Source organism: Bradyrhizobium sp. 2S1 (genome assembly GCF_011516625.5).
Lineage (GTDB): Bacteria > Pseudomonadota > Alphaproteobacteria > Rhizobiales > Xanthobacteraceae > Bradyrhizobium > Bradyrhizobium septentrionale.
The window spans coordinates 5,478,312-5,502,713 of record NZ_CP147717.1 but is presented as its reverse complement, the minus strand read 5'-3'; the positions used below and the strand labels follow the sequence as shown (position 1 = coordinate 5,502,713).

The following is a 24,402-nucleotide window of genomic DNA, read 5'->3' as shown; positions in this document are numbered from 1 at the left end:
GGCAGCCTCCCGCTCGATGCTTGTTGTTGTTTGAGTGGCGGCGACGCGTTGTCCGCATCGCCGCCAAATCATGATGTTCACGCCGTGAAGTTCAAGTCGTGAGGTTACTGTTTCGGCGCGGCGGCCGCCTCAGGCAGCCTGCCGTTGGCGCTGCCGAAGTATCTGAAGAATTCCGAGTCCGGCCGCAACAGGAAACGCGTGTCGCCGGACTTGAGGCTGTTCTCGTAGGCCGTCATCGAGCGATAGAATGCGAAGAAGTCCTTGTCCTTGCCGTAGGCCTCGGCGAACAACCGGTTGCGCTCGGCGTCGCCCGCACCGCGGGTTTGCTCCGCGGTGGAGTTCGCTTCCGCGACGATCACGGTTGCTTCGCGATCGGCCTTCGAGCGGATCTCCTGCGCCTTCTGGTCACCCTGGGCACGGAACTCGGCCGCCTCGCGCTGACGCTCGGTCTTCATCCGGTCGTAGACCGCCTGGCTGTTCTGCTCCGGCAGGTCGGCGCGGCGAATCCTGACGTCGACGACCTCGATGCCGTATCCGTCAGCCTCCTTGTCGAGCTGTTCGCGAATCCGCGACATCAGCCGCTCGCGTTCGTCACGCACCACCGTGATGAAGCTGACCTCGCCGAGCACGCGGCGCAGCGACGCGTTGAGCAGCGTGGTCAGTTGCAGATTGGCGGCCTGGATCGAGCCGACGCTGGTGTAGTAGCGCAGCGCATTCTTGATGCGATAGCGCGCGAAGGCGTCGACCACCAGCCGCTTCTGGTCGGAGGCGATCACCTCCTGCGACGGGTTTTCGAGATCGAGGATGCGCTTGTCGACATTGATCACCGAATTCCACGGCGCCTTGAAGTGCAGCCCGGGATCGGTGACGACGTCGACTGGCTCGCCGAACCGCAGGACGATGGTCTGCTCGGTCTGCTGCACGGTGAACACCGAGCTGTAGCCGACGGCAAGCACGATGAAGAGGATGATCAGGGACACAATGCCGGTGACAGGGGACCTCATCGGGTGGCTCCCTGCTGGCCGGTCGTGGCCGGTGCTGCCGCCGGACGCCGCGGCGTCAGCTCGCCAAGCGGAAGATAGGGCACGATGTTCTGGCCTTGGCCGCCGTCATAGACCAGCTTCTCGGAGCTGCCGAGCACCTTTTCCATGGTCTCCAGATAGATGCGCTCGCGCGTCACGTCGGGTGCCTTCTTGTACTCTTCATAGACTTTCAGGAAGCGGGCGCTCTGGCCTTTGGCCTCGGCGACCGCCTGCTCCTTGTAACCCTCGGCGGCCTGCAGGATCTGCGCGGAACGACCACGCGCATCCGGCACGACCCGGTTGGCGTAGGTCTGCGCCTCGTTCTGTTTGCGCTCGAGGTCGGAGCGCGCCGCCTGCACGTCGCGGAATGCGTCGATCACTTGTGCCGGCGGGTCGACCTTCTGCATCTGCACCTGCGCAATCTGGATACCCGCGCTGTAGCCGTCGAGCGTCTTCTGCATCAGTTCCTGGACGTTCTGCTCGGTGACGTTGCGCGCCCCGGTCAGGATCGGCTGGATCTGCGAGCGGCCGATCACCTCACGCATCGCGCTTTCGGCAACCGCCTTCACGGTGCCTTCGGGATTCTGGATGTTGAACAGATAGGCGCCGGCTCCGCCCGGCTTGATACGCCACAGCACGGTGAAGTCGACGTCGACGATGTTTTCGTCGCCGGTCAGCATTAGGCTCTCCTCCGGCACGTCACGCATGGTGCGGCCGCGGCGAGCGGGATCGTCGATCAGGGTCATGCCGATCGAGATCGTGTTGACGCGCAGCGCCTTCGGCAGCAGCACCGTCTCGATTGGATATGGCAGGTGATAGCGCAGGCCCGGCTGCGCATCGCGGACATACTTGCCGAAGCGCAGGACGACGCCAAGCTCTTCGGACTGCACACGGAAGATGCCGGTCGCGAACCAGATCGCCAGCGCGGCGACCAGCACCAGAGCGACGCCCATGCCGCTGAAATGACCGCCGGGCAGCCACTGCTGCAGCCGGTCCTGGCCGCGCCGCAGCAGATCCTCAAGATCCGGCGGCCTCGGCCCGGCTGACTGCGGACCGGTGCCCCACGGCCCTTTCGGACCCGAGCCCCAGGGCCCCCCGCCTTGATTTTTCCACGGCATCAAACATCTCCTCGACAAGTCCGGACGGGACGCCCGGCCTCGAATGTCCGGCCCGGTTATAGGGGACCGCTAGGGCCCTTACAACGCAAGCTTCCTGGCCGGACGAGCTATGCGCCGGGCCATAATTGTCAATGCAAACATTAGTTAACGTTGGCTGCGCCGACGATATGTCACATAGGAGAAGTCGACGCTGTCGTCCGGACCTGCCGGATTTCGCACGCGCGCGACCTCGTCCCACTCCTTCGCATCGATTTTGTCGAACCGTGTGTCGCCGTCCGGCCTGGCGTGGACCTCGGTGATCTCCAGGCGATCGGCCACACCCATCCACTGCGCGTAAATCTCCGCGCCGCCGATGATCGCGATCTCAGTGGCGAAACGCCGCAGCGCGTCACCAAGCGCAATGGCGCGGGCGTTCTCGAACGACGTCGTGACGATGGCGCCGCGCGCGCGGTAGTTCGCATCGCGCGTCACCACGATGTTGGTGCGCCCCGGCAGCGGCCTGCGCAGGGATTCGAAGGTCTTGCGTCCCATCACGACGGGCTTGTTCAGCGTGATCGCCTTGAGGCGCTGCTGGTCGGATTTGAGCCGCCACGGAATGGCGTTGGCGCTTCCGATCACGCCGTTCTCGGCGACCGCAACGACCAGCACGATCTCCATCAGCGTGTCCCTTCCGCGAGCGTCGACAGCGCCGGGCCGGAGACGCGGCAGATCGTCCATTCGTCCATCATCTCGGCGCCGAGCGACTTGTAGAACGCGATCGACGGCGCGTTCCAGTCGAGCACCGCCCATTGCAGGCGCGCCCAGCCATTGGCGAGGCATTGCTTCGCCAGATGCACCAGCAGCGCCTTGCCGATGCCGTTGCCGCGCAGCGCCGGGCGCACGAACAGGTCTTCGAGATAGATGCCGTGGCGGCCGGCGAAAGTCGAGAAGTTGACGAACCAGACCGCGAAGCCGGCCGGCTCGCCGTTCCATTCCGCGATGTCGCAATAAAGCCGCGGGTTCGCGCCGAAAAGCGCCTCGGCGATATCGGCCTCGCTGGCGTGGACCTCGTGCAGGAGCTTTTCGTATTCGGCGAGTTCGCGGACCAGCGAGAACACCAGTCCGGCCTCATCGGGCCGCGCGCGGCGGATGGTCAGCGACATTCAGCCCCTCAGACCGCGACTTCAGCCTTGATGTGCGGATGCGGGTCGTAACCTTCGAGTTTGAAGTCCTCATAGCGGAACGCGAAGATATCCTTCACATCGGGATTGATCGTCATCGTCGGCAACGGCCGCGTCGGCCGCGTCAGCTGCAGGCGCGCCTGCTCGATATGGTTCGAGTAGAGATGCGCATCGCCGAGCGAGTGCACGAAATCACCGGGCTTCAGCCCGGTGACCTGCGCCACCATCATGGTCAGAAGCGCATAGGAGGCGATATTGAAGGGCACGCCGAGGAAGACGTCGCCGGAACGCTGATAGAGCAGGCAGGACAATTTGCCGTTGGCGACATAGAACTGGAACAGGCAGTGGCACGGCGGCAGCGCCATCTTGTCGACCTCGGCCGGATTCCAGGCGCTGACGATCAGCCGCCGCGAATCCGGATTGCGCTTGATCATCTCGATCACGTTGGCGATCTGGTCGATGCTGCGGCCATCGGGCGCCGGCCACGAGCGCCATTGCGAGCCGTAGACCGGGCCGAGATCGCCATTGGCGTCGGCCCACTCGTCCCAGATCGTGACGCCGTTGTCGTTGAGATATTTGATGTTGGTGTCGCCGGCGAGGAACCAGAGCAGCTCGTGCACGATCGCCTTCAGCGGCAGCCGCTTGGTGGTCAGCATCGGGAAGCCGGCCGACAGATTGAAGCGCATCTGGTGGCCGAAGATCGACAGCGTGCCGGTGCCGGTGCGGTCGTGCTTCTCCGCGCCATCAGCGAGGATGCGTTCGAGCAGGTCGTGATACTGGTTCATGGCGTTGGTTTCGGACCCTTCAAGGGGAAGCGGCGAACTTAGCGGCCGCGGCCGCCGGCCGACACGCCGATTCGGCTGATTGCACCGATTATACCCTGAAAAATGAACACTCTTCCGGCAAACGACAAGGGGCGGAACTTGCGTTCCGCCCTTGCCTATCCACTTGATCGCATTGAATTAAGAGGCCGGCTTGAGCACCGGCGTCCATTTCGCGATCTCGCTCTTGACCAGGGTCGCGAGCGCCTCCGGGGTGCGGCTGGCGGGCGCCGGGATCACGCTGCCGAGCTCGAGCAGGCGCTTGCGCACGGTCTCGTCGTCGAGCGCCTTGATGGCCGCCGCATTCAGGGTGGCGATGATGGTGGGCGAGGTTCCCTTCGGCGCGAAGATCGCGTTCCAGGCCTGGGCCTGGAAATCCGGCAGGCCGGCTTCCGCCGTGGTCGGGACATTAGGCAGCGACGGATTGCGCTCGGCGGTCGCGATCGCGTAGGCCTTGATGGTGCCGGCATTGATCTGCGGCACCGCGTTGACGATCTGGTCGCACATGTAATCGACTTGGCCGGCGACCAGCGCATTCATCGCAGGTCCTGTGCCGTTGAAGGGCACGCCGACCGGCTTGATGCCGAGGATCGAGTTCAAGAGCTCGCAGGACACGTGGGAGACCGAGCCGATGCCGGCATGCGCGGCGTTGACCTTCTCGGCATTGGCCTTCACATAGGCGACGAATTCCTTGAGATCCTTCGGCGGAAAATCCTTACGGGCAAGGATCAGGATCGGCGTGCCCGCAAGCAGCGCGACGGGCTCGAAATCCTTCTCCGGGTGATAGGCCAGCTTCGGATAGAGCGGCACCGAGGCGGCGTGCGTGCCCATATGCCCGGTAACCAGCGTATAGCCGTCATTGGCGGCGCGCGCGGCGCGCGTCGTCGCGGTGGTGCCGCCGGCGCCGACCACGTTCTCGATCACGATGCTCTGTCCGAGCGTCGGCGCCATGTTCGCGGTGACGATGCGCGAGATGACGTCGGTCGGACCGCCGGCTGCGAACGGCACGATCATGGTGATGGTGCGGGTCGGGTAGTTCTGCGCGGACGCCGGCACGGCTGCGGCGCTCAGTGCGGCAAATGCCGAAAGGCATGCGCCCGCAAGCGAGCGAATGGAGATCATTTCGAATCCTCCCGGGAACGTTTGACCAATAAAAATGCCGGCCAAATCGGCCAGCATTTTCATTTCACGAGACGACATCGAGTGTCGATTGGACTTCCGCCTGCGGCGCGCCGACGCAGGGCCGGCAGTACGCTCAGCCCTCGGACTCCACGAACACTTCGTCGCGCTTGGCACGCAAGCTCGGCAGCACGGCAAGCACCAGCAGGCCTGCCGCGATCGCCAGCAGCACAGCCGATAGCGGCCGCGACAGGAACACGCTCCAGTCGCCGCGCGAGATCAAGAGTGCACGACGCAGGTTCTCCTCCATCAGCGGGCCCAGCACCATGCCGAGCAGCAGCGGCGCCGGCTCGAAATCGTGCTTGATCAGCCAGTAGCCGACCAGGCCGAACGCGCCTGCGAGGACGACGTCGACCGGCGCGTTGTTCACCGAGTAGATGCCGATCGCACAGAAGATCACGATCGAGGGGAACATTAGCCGGTACGGCACGCGCAGCAGACGGACCCAGATGCCGACCAGCGGCAGGTTGATGATGATCAGCATCAGATTGCCGATCCACATCGAGGCGATCATGCCCCAGACCAGATCGGGCTGCTTCACCATCACCTGCGGACCCGGCACGATGCCATGAATGGTCATCGCGCCGACCATCAGCGCCATCACCGCATTCGGCGGGATGCCGAGGGTGAGCAGCGGGATGAACGAGGTCTGCGCGGCGGCGTTGTTGGCGCTTTCCGGCGCCGCCACGCCCTCGATCGCTCCGCGGCCGAACCGCGATGGATCCTTCGCGATCTTCTTTTCCAGCGTATAGGCCGCGAACGACGCAATCACGGCGCCGCCGCCCGGCAAAATGCCGAGAATCGATCCGAGGATCGTGCCACGCACGATCGCAGGCGCGGAGTCCTTAAGGTCCTTCCTGGTCGGCATCAGGCCGGTGATCTTCTGCTGCACCAGATCACGGCTCATCTCGGCACCCGCGTCGAGATTGCGGATGATCTCCGCAAAGCCGAACACGCCCATCGCCACGGTGGCAAAGCCGAGGCCGTCTGCGAGTTCCGGGATGTTGAAGGCCATGCGCGAGGCGCCGGTCTCGATGTCGGAGCCGACCATCGACAGCAACAGGCCGAACACGATCATCGCGATCGCCTTCAGCACCGAGCCCTTTGCGAGCACCACCGCGAAGATCAGGCCGAGCACCATCAGCGAGAAATATTCGGCCGGGCCGAACGCCAGCGCGAGCTTGGTCAGTGGCGCGCCGAGCACGGCGATCAGCACGGTCGCGACGCAGCCTGCGAAGAACGAGCCGATCGCGGCGATCGCCAGCGCCGGGCCGGCGCGGCCCTGCCGGGCCATCTGGTGGCCATCGAGCGCAGTGACCACGGAGGTCGCCTCACCCGGAATATTGACCAGGATCGAGGTGGTCGAACCGCCATATTGCGCGCCGTAATAGATGCCGGCGAGCATGATCAGCGCACCGACCGGCGGCAGGCCGAAGGTGATCGGCAGCAGCATCGCGACGGTGGCGATGGTGCCGATGCCGGGCAGCACGCCGACCAGCGTGCCGACCAGCGCACCGATCAGGCACATCAGAAGGTTGATCGGCGAGAACGCGACGACGAAACCGTGGGCGAGATTGGCAAACAGCTCCATTTCGCCCTCACTGAATCAGGAAACGCGGGAACATCGGCATCGGAAGTCCCAGCACATAAGGAAACAGCAGCGCGCAACCGAGCGTCAGACAGCCGCCGACGATGATGGCCTCGATCCATCTTGTCTCATGCGAGCCAAGCGCTGCGATCAGGAAGGCGGCAAAGGCCGAGACGACGAGCCCGAGCGGACGGATCGCCACGGCGAAGAACACGATGGCCGCGGATACGAACAGCGGGCCGCGCCAGGAATAGGCGGCGATATGCGGGCCGTCCTGCAGAAGTCCCATCAGCGCGACGGCGCCGCCGAGCAGCAGCAGCAGCACGGCAAACATGCGCGGCGCGGTTCCGGCGCCGAACGAAAATCCGTGCATGCCCTGCAAATCGCTCGAGGCCCACAAGGCAAACAGCGCCACCGCCATCATGGCGAGCCCGCCGACAAAGTCCTGCGGACCGCGTACCCATTTCGGCAAGATCGATTTGACCGGCGCCTCGCTCGGCGTATCGCTCATGACTTCGCTTCCCCCGTCAGGGCTGTCCCGCCCGTTTTGATTGAATGGCTTGGCTGTGGTGCGTTGACCGCAAGCCTTGCTAGCGATTTTCGTCAGATAACGCCAGCAAAACCCAAGAGGCCTCCGGCAAGCAACATCCACAAGGGGTTGATCCGCGTCGCAAACGCGAGCGCTGCCGCGACAATGGTGATCAGAACCGCGATCCAACTTTGGTCTGATGTCTGCGCCACGATGAGGCCCGAGGCGGCCATCAGGCCGATCGACAGCGGAACCAGTGCCGCCTGAATGATCGCCGGCCAGCGCGCGCCGCGCGAGCGATCGAGGAAACGGCTTACATAATAGGCAAGCAAAGCGGTCGGCCCGCACATCGCCACCGTTGCGGCCAACGCCCCGGCGACGCCTGCGACAGAATAGCCTATCAGCGTCACGATCAGCACGTTCGGCCCCGGCGAGAGCTGCGAGATCGCGAACACGTCGGCGAACTGCTTGTCGGTCAGCCAGTGATGCACGTCGACGGCGGCACGGTGCATTTCGGGGATCGCCGAATTGGCCCCGCCGACCGCAAACAGCGACATCAGGCCGAAGGTCCAGAGCAGCGCCGCGATCGGGTTGGGCTCCATGCTCATGCCTTCACCATGCGGCGTGTCAGGATCGTGATCGCAATGCTGAGCGGGATCGCCACCAGCAGCACGATCTGCAGCGGCCAACGGATCAGTCCGATCGCGACGAAAACCGCCGCCAGAATGACCAGGCCTGTGACATCGCGCCGCTGCAACAGCGGCATCATCATTTTGGTGACGACGGCGAACAGCAGCCCGACCGCGGCGCAGGCCACGCCGGCGAGCGTCCGGCGCAGGACGTCGATATCACCGTAGCGGGCGTAGAGCGCGGCAAGGATGGTCGCGATCACCATCGGCGGGCCGACCAGCCCGGCGAAGGCCGCAAGCCCGCCGGCGATGCCGCGAAACCGCGCGCCGAACACGACCGACAGGTTGACGATGTTCGGACCTGGCAGGAAATGGCACAGCGCGAAGGTCTCGTTGAACTCTTCCGCCGTCATCCAGCGGTGCTGCTCGACGATCGAGCGCCGGGCCCAGACCAAAACCCCGCCAAAACCGGCCAGCGACATCTTGGCAAAAGGCCAGGAACAGCTCGAGCAGGCCGGGCTGGTGGGGCGGCGACGGTGCGGAGGGAGCCGGCGCCGGGGCGGCGACCGGCGGGGATTCCGGGGGCATGGGCGAAATCTAAAGCGGCTGGCGGACCCCGGCCAACCCAAATCGGCGTGTTTTCACACCTGAACAAGCCTGAATCGGCTCTGTTTTTATCCGTCCGCGCCGCCTATATTGGGGGTGCCGGTTCGCCGGCTATGGAAATAAATGGCCGTCGCAATAAACCATTCGGACCCGGGGGCGGTACCCGGCGCCTCCACCAAAACCCATCATGGGTGGCTTTTGGCGGGGGCGAAATAGGATCGACGAGGGCGTAAAGGGCGTGTTTTTTCTCGGTATGGTTCCGCCGTTATCGGGCTAATGCAATAGTTGCCAACGACAACTTTGCTCCGGTTGCTCAGGCTGCGTAACGCAGTTTGAAAGACCATCTTAAAGTCCTAACGGGTTAAGCTCCGTTAGGCGGGGTTCGGAGGCACCTGGCAACAGAAGCCTCCACTTTAATTTCCGATCGGGCGTCCGCCCGTATTTCAGCCACCCACCCTGCTGATTTCCGGCTCCCGGCGGGGTAGCATGGCCAAAAGGGCGAGTCGGACGATCCGGCGATGCCTACCGGCCAATTTTCGAAGCGACAGGATTACGATGGCGACCGATCACATCCGATATGACGTGCTGGCGCGCGACGCGCTGCGCGGGGTGCTGCGCCGGGTGTTGTCCGACGCCGCCGAACATGGCCTGCCGGGCGAGCACCATTTCTACATCACCTTCCTGTCGCACGGCGACGGCGTGAAGCTGTCGACGCGGCTGCTCGCGCAATATCCGGAAGAGATGACGATCATCCTGCAGCACCAGTTCTGGGATCTGGTGGTCACCGAGGATCGCTTCGAGGTCGGCCTGTCGTTCGGCGGGATTCCGGAGCGGCTGACCGTGCCGTTTGCCGCGGTGACGCGCTTCCTCGATCCGTCAGCGCCGTTCGATCTGCGATTCGATGTCTCGGACGCGTTGTCCGAAGAGCCTCCCGCCACGGCGCCGGCTTCTCCCCTCCCCGCACCTGCCGCCCGCGCGGCGGTCGAGATCGAGACGGCCGAGACCGAGCAAGAGCCCGCGAAGCCCAGCGAAGGCGCCGAGGTCGTGCGTCTCGATCGTTTCCGCAAGAAATAATCTAAGCACAGATCGCTCCGCGACCTTGTAGGATGCCTGCCAGGACCGGGATGACAGATCGTCATCCCGGATTATCTTCGGCATGAACGTGCCTCCGCGCCGACGCATCGCGTTGCCGCACGGGAAAACCGGCGCCGCGCCGGTTCACGTTCTGATGACGCAACGGAGAGCATCCATGGCTCAATCGACGACACCATCCAGCGCCGCCAGCCGCAGCGAGACCGACAGCTTCGGCCCGATCGACGTCCCCGCCGATCGCTACTGGGGCGCACAGACCGAACGCTCGCGGCAGAATTTCAAGATCGGCCACGACCGGATGCCGATCGCGATCATCCACGCGCTCGGCATCGTCAAGCTCGCGGCGGCCGAGACCAATCGCGAACTCGGCCAGCTCGATGCACGCCGCGCCGACGCCATCATCAGCGCCGCCAAGGAAGTGATCGACGGCAAGCTCGACGATCATTTTCCGCTGGTCGTCTTTCAGACCGGCTCCGGCACGCAGACCAACATGAACGTGAATGAGGTGATCGCCAACCGCGCCAACCAGATGCTCGGCGGCGAGCTCGGCGCCAAGCAGCCGATCCATCCGAACGATCACGTCAACATGAGCCAGTCGTCGAACGACTCGTTTCCGACCGCGATGCATATCGCAGCCGCAAGCCGCATCATCGCCGACCTGATCCCCTCCCTCACCGAGCTGCATCAGGCGTTGCACCAGAAGCAGGAGGCGTTCGCCAAGATCGTCAAGATCGGACGCACGCATACCCAGGACGCGACACCGCTGACGCTCGGCCAGGAATTCTCCGGCTATGCCGCGCAGGTCGAGAGCGGCATCGCGCGGCTGCACGTCGCGGTGAAGGAGCTGTTTCCGCTGGCGCAGGGCGGCACCGCCGTCGGCACCGGCCTCAACTCAAAGCCGGAATTCGCCGGCGCTTTCGCCAGGCATGTCGCTGAGATCACCAAGCTGCCGTTCACCAGCGCGGCAAACAAGTTCGAGGCGCTGGCTTCCAACGACGCCTATGTGCTGGTGCACGGCGCGATCAATTCGGTGGCGACCGGCCTGTTCAAGATCGCCAACGACATCCGCTTCCTCGGATCCGGCCCGCGCTCCGGCCTCGGCGAATTGATTCTGCCCGAGAACGAGCCGGGCTCGTCGATCATGCCGGGCAAGGTCAACCCGACCCAGTGCGAAGCCATGACCATGGTCTGCTGCCAGGTGTTCGGCAATCAGACCACGATCACCGTCGCCGGCAGCCAGGGCCATTTCGAGCTCAACGTGTACAAGCCCGTTTTGGCATATTGTATGATAAATTCCATTCAACTGCTGTCTGATGTTGTCCGCTCATTTACCGAGCATTGCGTTGTCGGAATACGCGCCGACGAAAAGCGCATCAACGAACTGATGCAGCGCTCGCTGATGCTGGTGACGGCGCTCGCGCCGAAGATCGGCTACGACAATGCGGCCAAGGTCGCCAAGACGGCGCACGCGCGCGGAACGACGTTGAAGGAAGAGGCTTTGCGGCTTGGATTTGTTTCCGCGGATGAATTTGATCGCCTTGTGCAGCCGGACAAAATGACACACCCGGGCTAATGCGAGGCGCGCAATGTCCGGATAATTACGGTCAGCGCGCGTGATATAATTATGGATCATAACGCCTAAAGACTAAGGCTGCTTACCTATCAGCCCTGCGCTGGCGCGTGGTACAGACGTCTAGTTTTCGCAGAGCGAAACGGATTCTTTGCTATCAGAAGCATCAATGGGGATTCGGGATGAATATCGAGCCGGGCGCGCAGCGCGATCGCTCTTGCTTTCGTCACGATGCATCACCAAGTCCGCTGTGGGGACGATGAGGACGACGAGCATGGGCGACGTGGTCAACCTGAAACGATTCAAGAAGCGCGGTGAGCGCGAACAAGCGGCAAAGCAGGCCGAAGCCAATCGTGCGCTATTCGGTCGCACCAAAGCCGAACGCGCGCGTGACGAATTTCTCGACGAGCGCAGCGCGCGACAACTCGATCAGCATCGCATCGAAAGCGGAGACGCATCATGAAGTCTCCCGTTGTTAAGCGCTCGATCGTCGTCGCCGGGCACAAGACCAGCGTCAGCCTCGAAGAAGCCTTCTGGAACGGCATGAAGGAAATTTCCGGACTACGGAACATGACGCTGTCGGAATTGGTCGGCGAGATCGACAACAACCGTCAGCAGGGCAATCTGTCGTCGGCGATCCGGCTGTTCGTGCTCGACTACTTCCGCTCGCGCGCCACGCCGGCCGTGCCGACGGATGTCAGGCCGCAACAGGTCGACACGCGTCAGCAGGCCTGATGCCTCACCGACCGTCACAGACGGTCGTTCGTTGCGGACTAGCATGAAGGTCAATCGCATCGTCGCGAACGTTGCCGCGTCAGACATCGCGGCAGCGAAGTCGTTCTATCAGGATATCCTTGGCCTCAAGCCGCTGATGGATTTCGGTTGGGTTGCGACTTACGGTTCATCCGAAACGATGCAGGTTCAAATCAGCTTCGCATCCGAAGGTGGCTCGGGCACGCCGGTGCCCGATCTTTCGATCGAGGTCGATGATCTCGATGAAGCGCTGCGCCGCATGCAGTCGGCGCGGGTTGCGATCGAATACGGACCGGCCGACGAGCCGTGGGGCGTGCGGCGCTTCTTCGTCCGCGATCCCTTCGGCAGGCTGATCAATATTCTCCAGCACCAATCGTGAGCCAGCGCGTCGCTTGACGCGTTTTCGTCACGCGAACCGGCACCCACTTCGCTTTAAGAGGCCTTTAGTTCTGCAACGCCGGCCGCGGTGGTGGATTGGCAACCTGCGGCGTCAGCGATAGCGGCGGCCGCAGCGGCTTCGGCCTGAGTGCGCCGGGCAGTGGCTTGACCTCGATCGGTGGCGGCAACGGGGCGACCTGCGGCTGGCTCGCAACCGGCGCAGGCGGCACGACAGAGGGCGCGGTGGCAACCGGCGGCTCGATCGGCGGGATGATCGACTGGGTGATCGACGGTCTTGGCGCCACGATCTTCGGCTTCGCCGGCACACGGCGCGGATCGCGGCCAGGCGCCAGCGCATCCGCAGGAGACACCGCCGCGGCAGGGTTGGACGCATCCGGCGCCGGCCCGGCCGGTGGCGGAACAGCCGCCGGGATCGGTGGCGGCACCGGTTCACCGCGCTCGATCGCGTCGAGCCGTTTGGTCTCGCGATCGATCGCGCGCACCGCAAGCCATGACGACAGCGCCGCAATGTCGATGCTGCGCGACAATCCGTCGGGCGTGCCGATCGCAAGCAGCTGGATTTCCGGGCGGCTAGTGGCCGTGCCAACCTGCGTCGATGCCAGTGCGGCGCGGATGTCGGCCTGGTCGGCCGGAATGTCGTAGCCCCCGGACACGATGGCGTTGGCGCCGTTGGCCGCAAGCGTGGTGGCCGCGACACGAATACGGCCGTCGCGGATGTTGAAGGGAATTTGCGCCGAGGCGATCGACAGCGCACCGGCTGCGAGCACGGGTTCGACAATCTGCCTCAACCGCGTGTCGTCGGTCGCCTGCCCGGAATCGCTCGCGCGGATCGCCGTGTCGAATGCGCGCGGATCGAGACCCGGAAGGTTCAACCCCTCCAGCGTCACGGTGCCGCTGCCGGACAGCGCGCCCGTCAAAGCCGCGGCGCTGCGGCCCTGCGTCAACAGCGTCATCTGCATCGAGGCGCGTCCCTTGGGCATCGCGAGACTGCGGTAGCGCAAGGCCGAAGCGTCGACGCCCGACAGCTGCACGTTTGCATTGAGCGCCAGTCCGTTGCCGCCCTGTCGCACATCGATGGTGGCGGTCGCTTCGCCGCCGCCGATCTTGCCTTTGATGCCGTCGAAAGTCAGCGACTGTCCGTCCGACTTGACGGTGCCGCTGACCGGCTGCAGCTCGGCGCCGCCCGGCAGTAGGCCATGCAGCGCTTCGAACGTGACCTTGCCGCGCCAGGCGCCGGTGAGCCCCGCACCGAGCGGCTCCGTCGCATCGTGCCCGGCGGCACCGATCGCAGTCGCGAATATCGGCGCCAGCGTGATCTGATCGAGGCCGATTTCGCCTTCGACGCTCTTCTGATCGGCAAGCGTCAGCGCGAGGCGGCCACGCAGCCGCGAGCCGGCGACGATGCTGTCGAGATCATCGAAGATCAGCCGGTCGCCTGCGAGCGTCACGCGCGACGACAGGCGGATGCTTGCGACCGGGTCCGATGATTTCAGATTGAGCAGCGGACTGATGTCGGCGCTGCGGACGCGCAGGCTGACGCTCGATTTGGCGTCCTTGGTGGCCTCCCTGGCCCACGGCTCTGCGGTCCCGTCGGCGTCGGCGTCGAGCCCCGCCCCCCAGAGCCTGACCTTGAGCCGCAACGGCGCGCGCCACGCGCCACTCACGGTGCCCTCGATCTGCACCGGCCCCGCGCCGGCCGCGATGACATGATCGAGGTCAAACAGCGCGAGCAAGGCATTGCCCTCGCCGGCGGAGAATCTTGCCTCGGCGGCAACATCGCTGCGGGTCAGCGCGTCGAAATCCAGCGCACGGATCGCAGCGACCTGCGGCGTCGCCGAAATCACCGTATTGCCCTTGAGCTGCGGCGTGTCGAGATCGAGCGCCGCGCGCGCGCTGACGCGATCGGCCGCCTTGCCCTTGCCGAGGTCGAGCACAAGCCTGGCGCGGACCGGGCCGGCATCGGCGCGGAGCACGCCGAGCCGCGCGGCGAGCGCCGGCGCGAACGGCTGCACGACAGCGGCAAGCCGGCCAAGCGACGCAGCGGTCGCATCGACCGCAAGCTTGCCGGTCGCATTGGCGCGATCGAAATTGCCGCTGCCGTCGAGCGTGACATTGTCGGGCTGTCCGACCTTCACGCGCTCGAGCACGATGTCCTTCGGAGTATAGGCGACCTTCGCCAGCAGCGGCCGCAATTCCTGCCCGGCGGAGATCGCGCGCCCAACATCGAGCGACAGCTGAGCCTCGTCGGGCCATTCGGCTTGCGGTCCGGCCAGCGAGCGGATGAAGGAAGCGGTCGCATCGAGATCGAGCCGCTCCGCCTTCAACTGCGCCTCGACCTTCGATCCGCTGGTCGCCTCGCGATGCACGACCGCGACGCGGCCCTCGACCGTGCCGCCGTCGATCTCCACCTTCATCGCATCGATCGCAAAACCGGCCGGCGACACCGTGACGTCGCCGCGCAGCCGCAGCGGCTTCTGGTTGCGATAGGCAGCATCGCTCCGCCCCTGCAGCCAGGTCATCAGCGCGTCGGGATCGGACGATTCGATGTTGAGCCCGGTCTTGAAGCTGTTGGCAACTCCGGCTTGCGCGCTGGCGCCGCTCATCGAGACCCGGGTCGAGCCCGGCGCGCGAAACTCCAGCCGGCGCACCGTCCAGGATTTCGCATCCGATTGCAGCTCTGCCGAGATATCCTGCAAGGGACGACCGCCAAGCATGATCTGCTCGGACGCCAGTTCGAGCTGTGCCGGAATCGGGATTTGCGGCAGGCCCGCCAGGACCGCGCGCATCGCCGGCAGCACCCGCACCGGCTCGACATTGGCGTTGTTGCTATCCTTGGCGGCGAACTTGTCGCCGTCGAGCTGCCGCGCGGTGAGCGAGGCGCGCAGCAGCGGCGCTGCGCCGAAACGCAGATCGCCGTTGCCCGCGAGCTTCAGCGCGCGGTCCTCGGCCCCATAGCTCACCTCGACCTGGTCGAGCCGCGCTGCCGAGTAATCCGACTTCACCTTGGCCGCGATCCGCCACGCCGGTGCATCGCTGCCGCCGCGCTGACCCGGCGTGCCCGCGAGCACCACCGCCCCTTCGAAGCGCAGCGCACGCGCCTCGAAGCTCAGGATGCCGTCGAGATCGGCCGAGACCGGCCGCTGCCCGGGATCGATGTTGAAGTGCATGCGAATGCCGTTGCCATCAGGAGTTTGGCCGGACGAGATCCGAAACGGGTAGCGGTTGCCGTCGAACATGAAGTTGCCGTCGCCGCGGATCGCGCCGGCCAGCGAGCGGACATCCCCGCTGAACGCGATGTCGTTGAGCTCGAGCGTGCTGCGGCTCGCGGCGTCATGCAGCGCAATGCGGCCGGTCAGATTGAGGCGGTCGATAGCCAGCGAGGCGAGGTTGAAGGTGCCGCTCGACGGCGACCAGTCGACCCGTCCCTTCGGATCGAGCCCGAGATCCAGCGACACGCCATTGACGGTGAGCTCGGTCGCCCGCCACTCGGCACGCATCAGCGAGCTCAGGCTGAACTCGACGTCGAGGCTGGCGGCGCGGACCTTGCCGAGGTCGTTAGCGCCGCCGACGCTGACGGTTTTCAATCGCAGCGAGGGGGCCGGCAGCAGACGCGCGTCGAGATTGCCGGCAACCCGGACCGGCGCGCCGATGATCTTGCTCGCCTCCGCCTCGAACTGCGGCCTGAACTGGTTCCAGTCGACGAAATACGGACCGACCAGCGCGGCGACCAGTGCAAGGATGAAGGCAATTGCCAGTCCGAGCAGCGTCGTCTGCACGGTGTCTCCCTTTGAGCCAGCTCCGCGGCAGCCTGCTGATGCTGAACCGTTGGCCAACCTTGGCCGGAGCAGCCCAAATATAGAGACAAGTATGGCGAAGTCACAGCGGCATTACCGCCGTGACTTCAGGCAGAAGGTGGTTTTCCGCTCAAGCGTGCGTGCACGCCGGCCGTCGCGGCAGAATCGCCGTCCTGCCGCAAATCCGGCTTGTCACCAGCTCGCCGGCAGCCGCTTCAGCCCGCGCAGCACGAAGGTCGGCCGCCACTCCGGGTTTTCCGCGTCATCGAGCCGCAGATCCGGGATTCGCCGCAACAGGGTCGAGATCGCGACCTCGGCCTCGATCCGTGCCAGCTGCGCGCCGAGGCAGAAATGGATGCCGCCGCCGAACGACAGCGGCTTCACGTTCGGCCGCTGGATGTCGAGCTTTTCGGGGTGATCGGGGTAGACAGCCGGATCGTGATTGGCCGAGCCCAACAGGCACAGCACGCTCTCGCCCTTCGGGATCCGCTTGCCGCCGAGATCCTCGATGTCTTCGAGGGCGACGCGGCCGGTCAGCTGCACCGAGGAATCGTAGCGCAGGAACTCCTCGATCGCATTGGTGATCAGGCCGGGATTGGCCTTCAGCAGCGCGAGCTGGTCCGGGTTGCGATAGAGCGCGAGCAGACCGTTGCCGATCAGGTTCACGGTCGTCTCATGGCCTGCACCGAACAGCAGGATGATGTTGCCGGTCAGCTCCTCATTGGTGAGCTTCTGGCCGTCCTCTTCCGCCTGCACCAGCTGCGTGGTGAGGTCGTCGCCGGGCTGCTTGCGGCGCAGCTCGAACAGCTGATGGAAATACATCGCCGCCATCGCATTGGCGGCGTTGCCCTGCTTGATCTCCTCGGGCGACAGCGGGACCGGCTCAAGGATGCGGCCACCGTCGCGCGAGCCGTTGTAGAAGGCCTCGCGGTGTTCCTCGGGGATGCCGAGCATGTCGCAGATGATCGTCACCGGGAGGCGGAAGGCGAAGTCCTCGATCAGGTCCATCCTGCCCTGCGGGATGATGCGGTCGAGCGTCTCGTCGACGACGTGCTGGATGCGCGGGCGCATGTCCTCGACCCGGCGCGCCGTGAACGCCTTGACGACGAGGCCACGCAGGCGGGTGTGATCCGGCGGATCCTGCTGCAGCATCCAATGACTCATGCTGCGGAAGACCGGCTCCTCCAGGATCTTCGGACCGTAACGGCGGATGCTGCGCTCGGCAAAATCCTTGCCGAACCGCTTGTCGCGCAGCACGAGGCTCGCCTCGGCGTGACGGCTGGCGACGAAGGCGCCGTGCACATTGACATGCATCGGGTCGAGACGCCGCAACCGCTCGTAATACGGATAGGGGTTGCGAATGAATTCGGGCGCCAGTGGATTGAAAAGCGGCTCACCGCTGGCCGGCTGAACTTGCTCGTTCATGGTGACCTCGTTCGTGCGCTGCGGCGGTGCCTGTACCCTGGCGCGCCTTGGTGTCATCCTCAAGATCGCACCATCACGGGTGCGGCTATTCTGATTCCGTCAAATGCAACTCGATACACTCTTGTATCGAGTTGCATTGTGCCCTAAAATGCGCGGATGTCAAGGGTTCGAACCAGACCGACACGGGACGACACCTGCGAGAAGCTGTTCGAGGCGGCGGCGCGGGTGTTCGAGGAACAGGGAATCGGCGGCGCCAGCATCGAGGCGATCGCGGCCGCGGCGGGATTCACCCGCGGCGCCTTCTATTCGAACTTCAAGAGCAAGGACGAGTTGATCATCGCGATGCTCGAGGATCACGTCGAGCAATCGATCCGGCGATGTCTCGACCTGCTGGCCCAACACCAGAACCTTGCCGACTTCCTCGAGGCGCTCCGCACCATGGATCGCAGCCGGCAGGACCCGCTCGGCCGCTCCCCGCTGCTGCACATGGAGATGATCCTGTTTGTCGCACGGGCAGAGAAGCGGCGGCCCGAACTGGCAAAACGACTGCGCGCGCGGCGCAAGCTGATCGCGGATATCGTCACCACCACGGCGAAGAACGGCGGCCCGAACGGCGCGCTCAACCCGGAATGGACCGGCGCGATCGTGCTGGCGCTGGAAGACGGTTTCCGGCTGCACCGCCTGATCGATCCGGAGACCACGCCGGCGGACAGCTTCCTGCGCGCGATCACCGATTTGCAGCGGGCGATCGGCGTTTCGTCCGCCCGCTAGAGTTTTCGAGCGAAGTGGCTACCGGTTCGCGTGAGGAAAACGCGTCAAAACAAGAATCGAGAGCCCCCGTTCTGATTCCATCGGAACGGAAAAGGCTCTGGGCTCAGGCCGCGCTCGCGATCTTGTGCACCTGTCCGGCGACCGCGCGCACCTTGCCGGGCGACGCCTGCCAGATCGCGAAGGCGGACAGCAGGCTGACCATGATCCCGAGCAGGAACGCGCTCGTATAGCTGCCCGACAGATCATAGAGCTGGCCGGTGATCCAGGGACCGGCGGCCCCGCCGGCCAGCGCCGCCAGCATCACGGTACCGAAAATGCTGCCGTAGTGCCTGCCCTGGAAGATCTCCAGCACCACCGGCCCCATCACGGATGTCAGGCCGTAGCCGAGCGCGCCCTGGGTGAAGACCATCAGATAGATCAGCGCCATGCTCGGCCAGTATTTCAGCGCGGCCAGCGCGGCAAAGCAGATCACGAAGCCGAAGCAGGCGATCGCCCAGACCCATTCACGGCCGATACGATCGGAGAGATGCCCGAGCCAGATCTGGCCGGGAATGCCGAGCAGGCTGACGACGCCGAGCGCCCAGACCCCGACATTGGAGCTGAAGCCGATGTCGAGCAGGAATTTGGTCTGGTGCACCTGCACCGCATACCAGATGTACAGCCCGCAGAAATAGCCGATCGCGATCCACCAGAACCGCGCGGTGCGCAGCGCCCGCGACAGCGTCCAGTCGGTGCCGGCCCAGACCGGATCGACGATGTTCGATGCCGGCTTGGCCGTTGTCGCCGTCGGCGCGGCATCGCCATCCGGTTGCAGGCCGATATCCTCCGGCCGCTTGTGCAGCAGCAGGGTTGATCGGCGCCAGCGCGACCAGCACCACGATTCCCATGGCGGTGCAGGCGGTGCGCCAGCCGGTCTGCTCGATCATGTGCTGAACCCATGGCAGCAGGGTCACCGAGCCGATGCCGACGCCGGCGAAGGCGAGGCCGATCGCCAGCCCGCGGCGGCGGATGAACCAGTTCGGCACGAACAGCGACTGGCCGGAATAGCCGAGGCAGACGCTGCCGGAGCCGACCAGCACGCCGATCGTGAGATAGAGGTGCCAGGGTTGCGTGGTCAGCGGCGCCAGCAGCAGCCCTGAGCCCATCAGCAGCACACCAAGCTCCATCACCGCGCGCGGACCGCTGCGGTCCATCAGCCGGCCGATCAGCGGGCTTGCGATCGCCGAGGCGACGAAGCCGAACGAGAATGCTCCCGCCGTGACACCACGCTCCCAGCCGAACTCGGAGATGATCGGCGGATAGAACAGCGAGAACGCGGTGCGCGCGTTGACGCCGATCGCCATGGTAACGAAGGTCACCGCGACGATGATCCAGCCGTAGTAAAAGGGGAGTCGCATGGTAACACTGTGGAATGGGATGGATAAGAAGCCAACCGGACCGGGGGGGCTCACGAAAAGCATTGCCTTTGCATCATGCACGGTCAACTCTGTGAAGCAATTCATAGACAGCGGAGCAAACCGGTGGTTGTACCATCGGACAGCCATCCGCTCACAGCTAGCCGGAAGCCGGGAAGCGGGCTATCATGGCTTTTTCAGGAGGAACACAATGGGTGGATTGGTTGCCGACAGTTACGTCCCCGACGTTCTGCAACAGATGAATTCCCGGCTTATTGGCGAAGCCCTGACCGAAATGGTCCAGTTTCAGAAGGAGTTCAAGGTCTTCTCGTCGCAACATACGCTGGAGACGTCCTTCAAGTTGCTCAATATCGCGCCGGTTGGCGATGCGGATCGCAAGGGGTTTTTCAAATTTCTGGGCCTGCTGAAGAAGACGGGCGCCTCAGTCGACGGCAAGGCAACGAAGCTGAGCGGACACGATCAGATCATCGCATCGCTGCAGGGCAATCTCGAGAGCAGCAGGCCGTTGTCGGTACACTTTACCTCGCACCCGGCGGAGTCTCCGAAGGGCGTCGTGAAGGTGACCTCAGGCGATCGCGTCTTCAATTTTTCCTCTCTGGTGTTTCTCACGATCTCGATGCCAATGATCAACGCCGACCGCCCCAAGGCCGGCGCGCGCAAGAAGTGACCTGACCTCGGCGATGCTCGATCCGCACGCCAAGGTTCGCGACTATTATTCAGGAACACTGGAGCGTCACGGCCCGACCCCGCTCGGGGTCGACTGGCCGAACGTGCTCTCGCAGTATCTGCGCTTCGTGCAGCTCGTGAAGCTGTGCGATTTCGGGCGGCCGTTCAGCCTGAACGATTTCGGCTGCGGCTATGGCGCGCTGCTGGAATTCCTGGCAATGCGGCATGGCGATGCCGAGGTGACCTATCGCGGCATCGACATTTCGCCGGCGATGATCGCCGCCGCCCGCGCCCGCTGGGCCGGCAACACGCAGGCCGTGTTCGCCGAGGGTTCGCAGTGTGGCGCACTCGCCGACTATTCTCTGGCAAGCGGGATATTCAACGTCCGGCTCGGTCATCCGGTCGCAGCGTGGGAAGCGTATGTCGAGGCGATTCTCGCCGATCTTGCGGCCCACAGCCGGATCGGCTTCGCCGTCAACTTCATGCTGCCGCGTGACGAAGGGCGCGCCGAAACCGGGCTCTATCGGATCGCGCCGGAGCGCTGGATCCGGTTTTGCGAGCAGTTCGGTCACGTCGAACCGGTCGCCGATTACGGCATGCCCGAATTCACGCTTCTTGTCCGCAGGACGACGACTGCACGACCGGGAACAGGCGTTCATAGGGTGAGGCGCCGGTCTCCTCGATGAGGAGCCGGGCCCGCGCAAGCAGCTCGTTCAACCGATACTGCGGATAGCGCAAGCTATCGGCGTTGACCACATGCGCCAGCACCAGCGTCGAGCGGCATTCGGCGAGCCGCGCCCGCCGCTCCCTCGCGACCGCGATCCCCTGTTCAGCGGCGCCGAAGGCCGCGGCAAGGCTGTTGCTCCTCAGATGAATCTCGGCGAGGAATGCCAGCATGTCGCTTTCATATTCGAGGCCGGCGAAAGCCTCCCGCGCGAGCCGGATCGCCGATTCAATCTTCTGGATCGCCGCAACGTGTTCGCCCGCCAGCGACAGCGCCAGTCCGCGGCAGACGCTCGCATACACCGCGACATAGGGTGTGTCGTTTCTCCTGGCGATCTCCTCGATACGCAGGCTGTGAAGATCGGCAAGCTTTTCGTCCCGCGTCAGCCAGGCCATCTCGACTCCGGCATGATGGGGAATGAACAGGACCGCCGGATCGGGATGGCCGCTCTCGCTGGCGACCAGTTTGGCGATTCTCTCTCGCGCAACATCGAAATTGCCCGTCCGCGCCAGCAACCGCGCATGCAGACCCTCAACCCATCGTTCCACATTGAAGCCGAGCGGCGCTTCGTGGGCCTTCTCGATGCTCGCAATGTGCTTGAGCGCGGTCTCGCCGGCCGCAAGTGCTTCCCGAAGCTTGCCGGCATAGCCGTAGGCCTGACACAGGAACACCTGCATCATCGTCCTGATGCTCGGGTCCTCGGAGACCTCGATCGCCTCCAGCAGCTGCCTCACATATTCGTCCGCCGAGCCCGTACCGGCGGAGACCCGGCCAAAGGCGGCGAGCAGCAGGACCTCCCAGAGCGAGTCCTTGAGGTCCCGCGCGGCAGCCAACGCCTCGCGGAAGAACGGGGCAGCCTCTTCGGCGCTGATGCCTTCGCGCCAGCCAAGGATCAACACTTGACCGGATGCGTGCATGCGCAGCCGATCGGTTTCCGGCGAGCGCGGCAACGATTGCAGCAACAGCCGAACCTTGAGCCACGACTTCATCCCCAGCCGGGAATTGGTTGTGCCGATCCAGCTCGCCGAACGGGCCAGGTAGTTGGCCGCGGATCCGAAATCCTTGGCCGATTCGAAATGATACGCGATCAAATTGGCGTATTCGCCCAGCCGGTTATGGTAGAATCGCTCGAGCGCGCTCGCGACCGCCTGATGCAGTTCGACGCGGCGGGTGCGCAGCTGCATCGCATAGGCGACCTCCTGGATCAGCGGATGGCGGAACGCGTATCGATCGTGCTCGATCTCGCTGGCGACCTCCTGGATCAACTCGAGATGCGACAATCGGCCGAGGATACCGACGAGATCGTGGTAGCTTGCACGTGCCACTTCGGCCAGCACTGAAAACGGGAATTCCCGCCCGATCGTGGCGCCGACCTGCAGCACTTCCTTGTCCATCGGCGCGAGACGGTCGATGCGTGCACCGATCACAGTCTGGACCGTAGCCGGCAGCGTCTCGGGCGATGCCTGCCCGGACATCTCGTATTCGCCGGGCCGGCCGGTCAGATCGCCACTGTCTATCAGCGAACGGACCAACTCCTCCGCGAAGAACGGATTCCCGCCGCTTCGTTCAACGATGCGGTCGGAGATTGCGGCCGTGGATGGATGATCGCCGATCATGTCGCTGATCAGCGCGGAGACATCCTCGTCGCGCAGTTCGTCGAGCCGGATTTCGTGGAATCCCGGCCCCTCCTGCCACGGCGCATAGGTCGGCCGATACGTGAGAATGATCAGGGCGCGGCTGACCTGCGCAACATTCACCAGCGCCGAGACGAACTCGATGCTCGCTTCGTCGAGCCAGTGGATGTCCTCGATGATGATCACCGACGGTGTGCGGGTGCCGTCACGTACGAGACTTGCGACGAGATTGACGAGCCGCGTATGCCGCGTCTTTGGATCCAGCGCGGGCGCCGGCGATTGGGTGTCGCGGATGCCGAGAAAATCGGCGAGCAACGCCACGTCTTCCATCAAGTGGGGGACCGAGGACTCGATCCGCGCCGCGACCTTGGCGCGCGCCGTCTCCGCATCGTCGATCGATGCGATCCGGAAGAAATTGCGGAAGAATTCCAGCAGCGGCTGTAGCGGACCGGAATGGTCGTAGGGCGATGCGCTTGCCTCCTGCACCGGCACCAGGCGTTCCTTGACGCTGCGGGCAATTTCGAAGCACAGGCGGCTCTTGCCGAGACCTGGCGGCGCCGAAATTCCGATCACCTTGCCGGCGCCCTGCTCGGCTCCGGCAAATGCCTCCTGGAGGATGGCAAGCTCGGCATCGCGCCCCCGATAGGTGCCGACGACGGCATCACGGAACGGCGCGCGAGACGGCTTCATGCCGACCAGCCGGTAGACGCCGATCGGCCGCGGAAATCCCTTCACGTTCTGATGGCCCAGGGCACGCGCATCGCAAGATGCCTGCACCAGCTTGAACGTCGACTCCGTGACGCAAATGTCGCCCGGCTGGGCCATATGCTCAAGCCGGCTCGCCAGATGCACGGCGGCGCCGTAGACGCTTTGCTCCTTGGTGAATTTGTCGGGCACGCCCGCGACGATTTCGCCGGAATGGATGCCGACGCGCAGCACGATGCCGTTGTCCCGCGACGACTGCATCATGGCGAGCGCGGCCTGGCAGGCGCGCAGCGCATGGTCTTCCTGGGCGTGCGGAATACCGAAGATCACCATCAATCCGTCGCCCATGCTGCGCATGATGGTGCCGTGAAACTGCTGGACCGCATGGCCCATCCGCGCCAGCGCGGGCGGCAGGCGATCGAGCGCAAGCTCGGGATCGTTGTCGCCGATCAGTTCGGTGGAGCCGACGATGTCGGCAAACATCACGGTGACGACCTTGCGTTCGCCAACCGTCTGGGCCTGGTCGAGACGCTCACCACAGGCGCCGCAAAATCGCGCCGCCTCGAGATTGGGATGCCGGCAATTCGGGCAGACGGCAGAAAAATTCAGCCCGCACGACCGGCAGACGCCATCTTCGGTCAGGCTCTCGGCTTGACAGGCCGGGCACAGCATTCACACCACCTTCCCGATCCCGTCCGTTTACAGGCTCCGGCACATCCTAACACAATCGGGGGGCCGGCCGCATGAGGCCTCATGAAGCCAGAATCGGCGTCCGGCGCCAAGTCTTACCTTTGAGCACACG

At 64.6% G+C, this 24,402-nt stretch carries 20 protein-coding genes, 1 other RNA gene and 2 pseudogenes; 9 read left to right on the top strand and 14 right to left on the bottom strand.

From position 1 onward, the window contains the following. Window positions 1-104 precede the first annotated feature (104 nt). The 10 genes and pseudogenes from hflC to HAP54_RS25960 all read right to left on the bottom strand — a co-directional run bounded on the left by hflC (window position 105) and on the right by HAP54_RS25960 (window position 8,634). The gene (hflC, locus tag HAP54_RS26005; RefSeq protein ID WP_166304994.1) at window positions 105-1,004 is read right to left on the bottom strand and encodes a protease modulator HflC; all 900 of its coding nucleotides are present in this window, start codon (window positions 1,002-1,004) and stop codon (window positions 105-107) included. Beyond that, on the bottom strand, window positions 1,001-2,140 hold the full coding sequence (gene hflK, locus HAP54_RS26000; protein WP_166304991.1) for an FtsH protease activity modulator HflK: 1,140 nt from the start codon (window positions 2,138-2,140) through the stop codon (window positions 1,001-1,003). Before hflK ends, hflC begins: the two co-directional genes overlap by 4 nt. Window positions 2,141-2,284: 144 nt before the next feature. Then, window positions 2,285-2,797, bottom strand: a complete 513-nt coding sequence (locus HAP54_RS25995; protein ID WP_029078838.1) for a dihydrofolate reductase — start codon at window positions 2,795-2,797, stop codon at window positions 2,285-2,287. Continuing rightward, complete coding sequence (locus HAP54_RS25990; RefSeq protein ID WP_166304989.1) at window positions 2,797-3,282, bottom strand: GNAT family N-acetyltransferase; 486 nt, start codon at window positions 3,280-3,282, stop codon at window positions 2,797-2,799. The genes HAP54_RS25995 and HAP54_RS25990 overlap by 1 nt, the downstream gene beginning before the upstream one ends. A gap of 8 nt (window positions 3,283-3,290) precedes the next feature. Continuing rightward, the gene (locus tag HAP54_RS25985; RefSeq protein ID WP_166304986.1) at window positions 3,291-4,085 is read right to left on the bottom strand and encodes a thymidylate synthase; all 795 of its coding nucleotides are present in this window, start codon (window positions 4,083-4,085) and stop codon (window positions 3,291-3,293) included. A gap of 177 nt (window positions 4,086-4,262) precedes the next feature. Then, window positions 4,263-5,243 carry a tripartite tricarboxylate transporter substrate binding protein BugD gene (locus HAP54_RS25980; RefSeq protein WP_166304983.1) on the bottom strand — a complete coding sequence of 327 codons (981 nt, stop codon included), beginning with the start codon at window positions 5,241-5,243 and terminating at the stop codon, window positions 4,263-4,265. 133 nt (window positions 5,244-5,376) lie between these two features. Then, on the bottom strand, window positions 5,377-6,891 hold the full coding sequence (locus HAP54_RS25975; protein WP_029078842.1) for a tripartite tricarboxylate transporter permease: 1,515 nt from the start codon (window positions 6,889-6,891) through the stop codon (window positions 5,377-5,379). A 7-nt stretch (window positions 6,892-6,898) separates the two neighbouring features. Next, the gene (locus HAP54_RS25970; RefSeq protein ID WP_166215051.1) at window positions 6,899-7,399 is read right to left on the bottom strand and encodes a tripartite tricarboxylate transporter TctB family protein; all 501 of its coding nucleotides are present in this window, start codon (window positions 7,397-7,399) and stop codon (window positions 6,899-6,901) included. Between the two features lie 92 nt (window positions 7,400-7,491). Continuing rightward, entirely contained in the window at window positions 7,492-8,025 is a 534-nt protein-coding gene (locus HAP54_RS25965; protein ID WP_166304980.1) for a chromate transporter, read from the bottom strand. Beyond that, a pseudogene (locus HAP54_RS25960) lies at window positions 8,022-8,634 on the bottom strand (chromate transporter). The gene HAP54_RS25965 and the pseudogene HAP54_RS25960 overlap by 4 nt, the downstream one beginning before the upstream one ends. Window positions 8,635-8,711: 77 nt before the next feature. On the opposite strand from HAP54_RS25960, the gene ssrA reads away from it, so the two are divergent. From ssrA to HAP54_RS25930, 6 genes are all read left to right on the top strand, one after another. After that, window positions 8,712-9,065, top strand: a transfer-messenger RNA (tmRNA) gene (ssrA, locus tag HAP54_RS25955). Between the two features lie 142 nt (window positions 9,066-9,207). Continuing rightward, window positions 9,208-9,726 carry an SspB family protein gene (locus HAP54_RS25950; protein ID WP_166304976.1) on the top strand — a complete coding sequence of 173 codons (519 nt, stop codon included), beginning with the start codon at window positions 9,208-9,210 and terminating at the stop codon, window positions 9,724-9,726. A gap of 175 nt (window positions 9,727-9,901) precedes the next feature. Then, window positions 9,902-11,317 carry a class II fumarate hydratase gene (fumC, locus tag HAP54_RS25945; RefSeq protein ID WP_029078847.1) on the top strand — a complete coding sequence of 472 codons (1,416 nt, stop codon included), beginning with the start codon at window positions 9,902-9,904 and terminating at the stop codon, window positions 11,315-11,317. Between the two features lie 271 nt (window positions 11,318-11,588). Further along, on the top strand, window positions 11,589-11,777 hold the full coding sequence (locus HAP54_RS25940) for a DUF4169 family protein (protein WP_166304974.1): 189 nt from the start codon (window positions 11,589-11,591) through the stop codon (window positions 11,775-11,777). Continuing rightward, window positions 11,774-12,049, top strand: coding sequence for a ribbon-helix-helix domain-containing protein (locus HAP54_RS25935; RefSeq protein WP_024580116.1), 276 nt, complete (start codon window positions 11,774-11,776; stop codon window positions 12,047-12,049). Before HAP54_RS25940 ends, HAP54_RS25935 begins: the two co-directional genes overlap by 4 nt. A 43-nt stretch (window positions 12,050-12,092) precedes the next feature. Further along, window positions 12,093-12,446 (top strand): VOC family protein, encoded by a 354-nt coding sequence (locus HAP54_RS25930; RefSeq protein WP_166304972.1) that lies wholly within the window; start codon window positions 12,093-12,095, stop codon window positions 12,444-12,446. Window positions 12,447-12,510: 64 nt separating this feature from the next. Here HAP54_RS25930 and HAP54_RS25925 read toward each other — a convergent pair whose 3' ends face one another. Together HAP54_RS25925 and HAP54_RS25920 are read right to left on the bottom strand one after the other, a co-directional pair. Further along, the gene (locus HAP54_RS25925) at window positions 12,511-16,242 is read right to left on the bottom strand and encodes an AsmA-like C-terminal region-containing protein (protein WP_166304970.1); all 3,732 of its coding nucleotides are present in this window, start codon (window positions 16,240-16,242) and stop codon (window positions 12,511-12,513) included. A 210-nt stretch (window positions 16,243-16,452) separates the two neighbouring features. Further along, window positions 16,453-17,685 carry a cytochrome P450 gene (locus HAP54_RS25920; protein WP_166304968.1) on the bottom strand — a complete coding sequence of 411 codons (1,233 nt, stop codon included), beginning with the start codon at window positions 17,683-17,685 and terminating at the stop codon, window positions 16,453-16,455. 156 nt (window positions 17,686-17,841) lie between these two features. Here HAP54_RS25920 and HAP54_RS25915 point away from each other — a divergent pair, with 156 nt between their 5' ends. After that, a complete protein-coding gene (locus HAP54_RS25915) occupies window positions 17,842-18,456 on the top strand; it encodes a TetR/AcrR family transcriptional regulator (protein ID WP_166304966.1) in 615 nt (204 codons plus the stop codon). Between the two features lie 103 nt (window positions 18,457-18,559). Here the strand turns inward: HAP54_RS25915 and HAP54_RS25910 are convergent. Then, window positions 18,560-19,853: pseudogene (locus HAP54_RS25910) on the bottom strand (MFS transporter). Window positions 19,854-20,061: 208 nt separating this feature from the next. Between HAP54_RS25910 and HAP54_RS25905 the strand changes: the two are divergent. Beyond that, entirely contained in the window at window positions 20,062-20,538 is a 477-nt protein-coding gene (locus HAP54_RS25905; protein ID WP_166304963.1) for a hypothetical protein, read from the top strand. A 13-nt stretch (window positions 20,539-20,551) separates the two neighbouring features. Beyond that, window positions 20,552-21,223, top strand: coding sequence for a class I SAM-dependent methyltransferase (locus tag HAP54_RS25900; RefSeq protein WP_166304960.1), 672 nt, complete (start codon window positions 20,552-20,554; stop codon window positions 21,221-21,223). On the opposite strand, the gene HAP54_RS25895 is transcribed toward HAP54_RS25900, so the two are convergent. Continuing rightward, window positions 21,144-24,272, bottom strand: a complete 3,129-nt coding sequence (locus tag HAP54_RS25895) for an adenylate/guanylate cyclase domain-containing protein (protein WP_166304957.1) — start codon at window positions 24,270-24,272, stop codon at window positions 21,144-21,146. The two genes, HAP54_RS25900 and HAP54_RS25895, sit on opposite strands and share 80 nt — an antisense overlap. Window positions 24,273-24,402: the final 130 nt, after the last annotated feature.

What these genes read in the sequence shown, in the direction of transcription:
- HAP54_RS25970 (WP_166215051.1), bottom strand. Translation starts at nt 7,399, where the DNA reads ATGAGCGATACGCCGAGCGAGGCGCCGGTCAAATCGATCTTGCCGAAA.
- HAP54_RS25895 (WP_166304957.1), bottom strand. Translation starts at nt 24,272, where the DNA reads ATGCTGTGCCCGGCCTGTCAAGCCGAGAGCCTGACCGAAGATGGCGTC.
- HAP54_RS25930 (WP_166304972.1), top strand. Translation starts at nt 12,093, where the DNA reads ATGAAGGTCAATCGCATCGTCGCGAACGTTGCCGCGTCAGACATCGCG.
- hflC (WP_166304994.1), bottom strand. Translation starts at nt 1,004, where the DNA reads ATGAGGTCCCCTGTCACCGGCATTGTGTCCCTGATCATCCTCTTCATC.
- HAP54_RS25935 (WP_024580116.1), top strand. Translation starts at nt 11,774, where the DNA reads ATGAAGTCTCCCGTTGTTAAGCGCTCGATCGTCGTCGCCGGGCACAAG.
- HAP54_RS25900 (WP_166304960.1), top strand. Translation starts at nt 20,552, where the DNA reads ATGCTCGATCCGCACGCCAAGGTTCGCGACTATTATTCAGGAACACTG.
- HAP54_RS25915 (WP_166304966.1), top strand. Translation starts at nt 17,842, where the DNA reads ATGTCAAGGGTTCGAACCAGACCGACACGGGACGACACCTGCGAGAAG.
- HAP54_RS25920 (WP_166304968.1), bottom strand. Translation starts at nt 17,685, where the DNA reads ATGAACGAGCAAGTTCAGCCGGCCAGCGGTGAGCCGCTTTTCAATCCA.
- HAP54_RS25985 (WP_166304986.1), bottom strand. Translation starts at nt 4,085, where the DNA reads ATGAACCAGTATCACGACCTGCTCGAACGCATCCTCGCTGATGGCGCG.
- fumC (WP_029078847.1), top strand. Translation starts at nt 9,902, where the DNA reads ATGGCTCAATCGACGACACCATCCAGCGCCGCCAGCCGCAGCGAGACC.
- HAP54_RS25975 (WP_029078842.1), bottom strand. Translation starts at nt 6,891, where the DNA reads ATGGAGCTGTTTGCCAATCTCGCCCACGGTTTCGTCGTCGCGTTCTCG.
- HAP54_RS25940 (WP_166304974.1), top strand. Translation starts at nt 11,589, where the DNA reads ATGGGCGACGTGGTCAACCTGAAACGATTCAAGAAGCGCGGTGAGCGC.
- hflK (WP_166304991.1), bottom strand. Translation starts at nt 2,140, where the DNA reads ATGCCGTGGAAAAATCAAGGCGGGGGGCCCTGGGGCTCGGGTCCGAAA.
- HAP54_RS25965 (WP_166304980.1), bottom strand. Translation starts at nt 8,025, where the DNA reads ATGAGCATGGAGCCCAACCCGATCGCGGCGCTGCTCTGGACCTTCGGC.
- HAP54_RS25990 (WP_166304989.1), bottom strand. Translation starts at nt 3,282, where the DNA reads ATGTCGCTGACCATCCGCCGCGCGCGGCCCGATGAGGCCGGACTGGTG.
- HAP54_RS25980 (WP_166304983.1), bottom strand. Translation starts at nt 5,243, where the DNA reads ATGATCTCCATTCGCTCGCTTGCGGGCGCATGCCTTTCGGCATTTGCC.
- HAP54_RS25950 (WP_166304976.1), top strand. Translation starts at nt 9,208, where the DNA reads ATGGCGACCGATCACATCCGATATGACGTGCTGGCGCGCGACGCGCTG.
- HAP54_RS25995 (WP_029078838.1), bottom strand. Translation starts at nt 2,797, where the DNA reads ATGGAGATCGTGCTGGTCGTTGCGGTCGCCGAGAACGGCGTGATCGGA.
- HAP54_RS25905 (WP_166304963.1), top strand. Translation starts at nt 20,062, where the DNA reads ATGGGTGGATTGGTTGCCGACAGTTACGTCCCCGACGTTCTGCAACAG.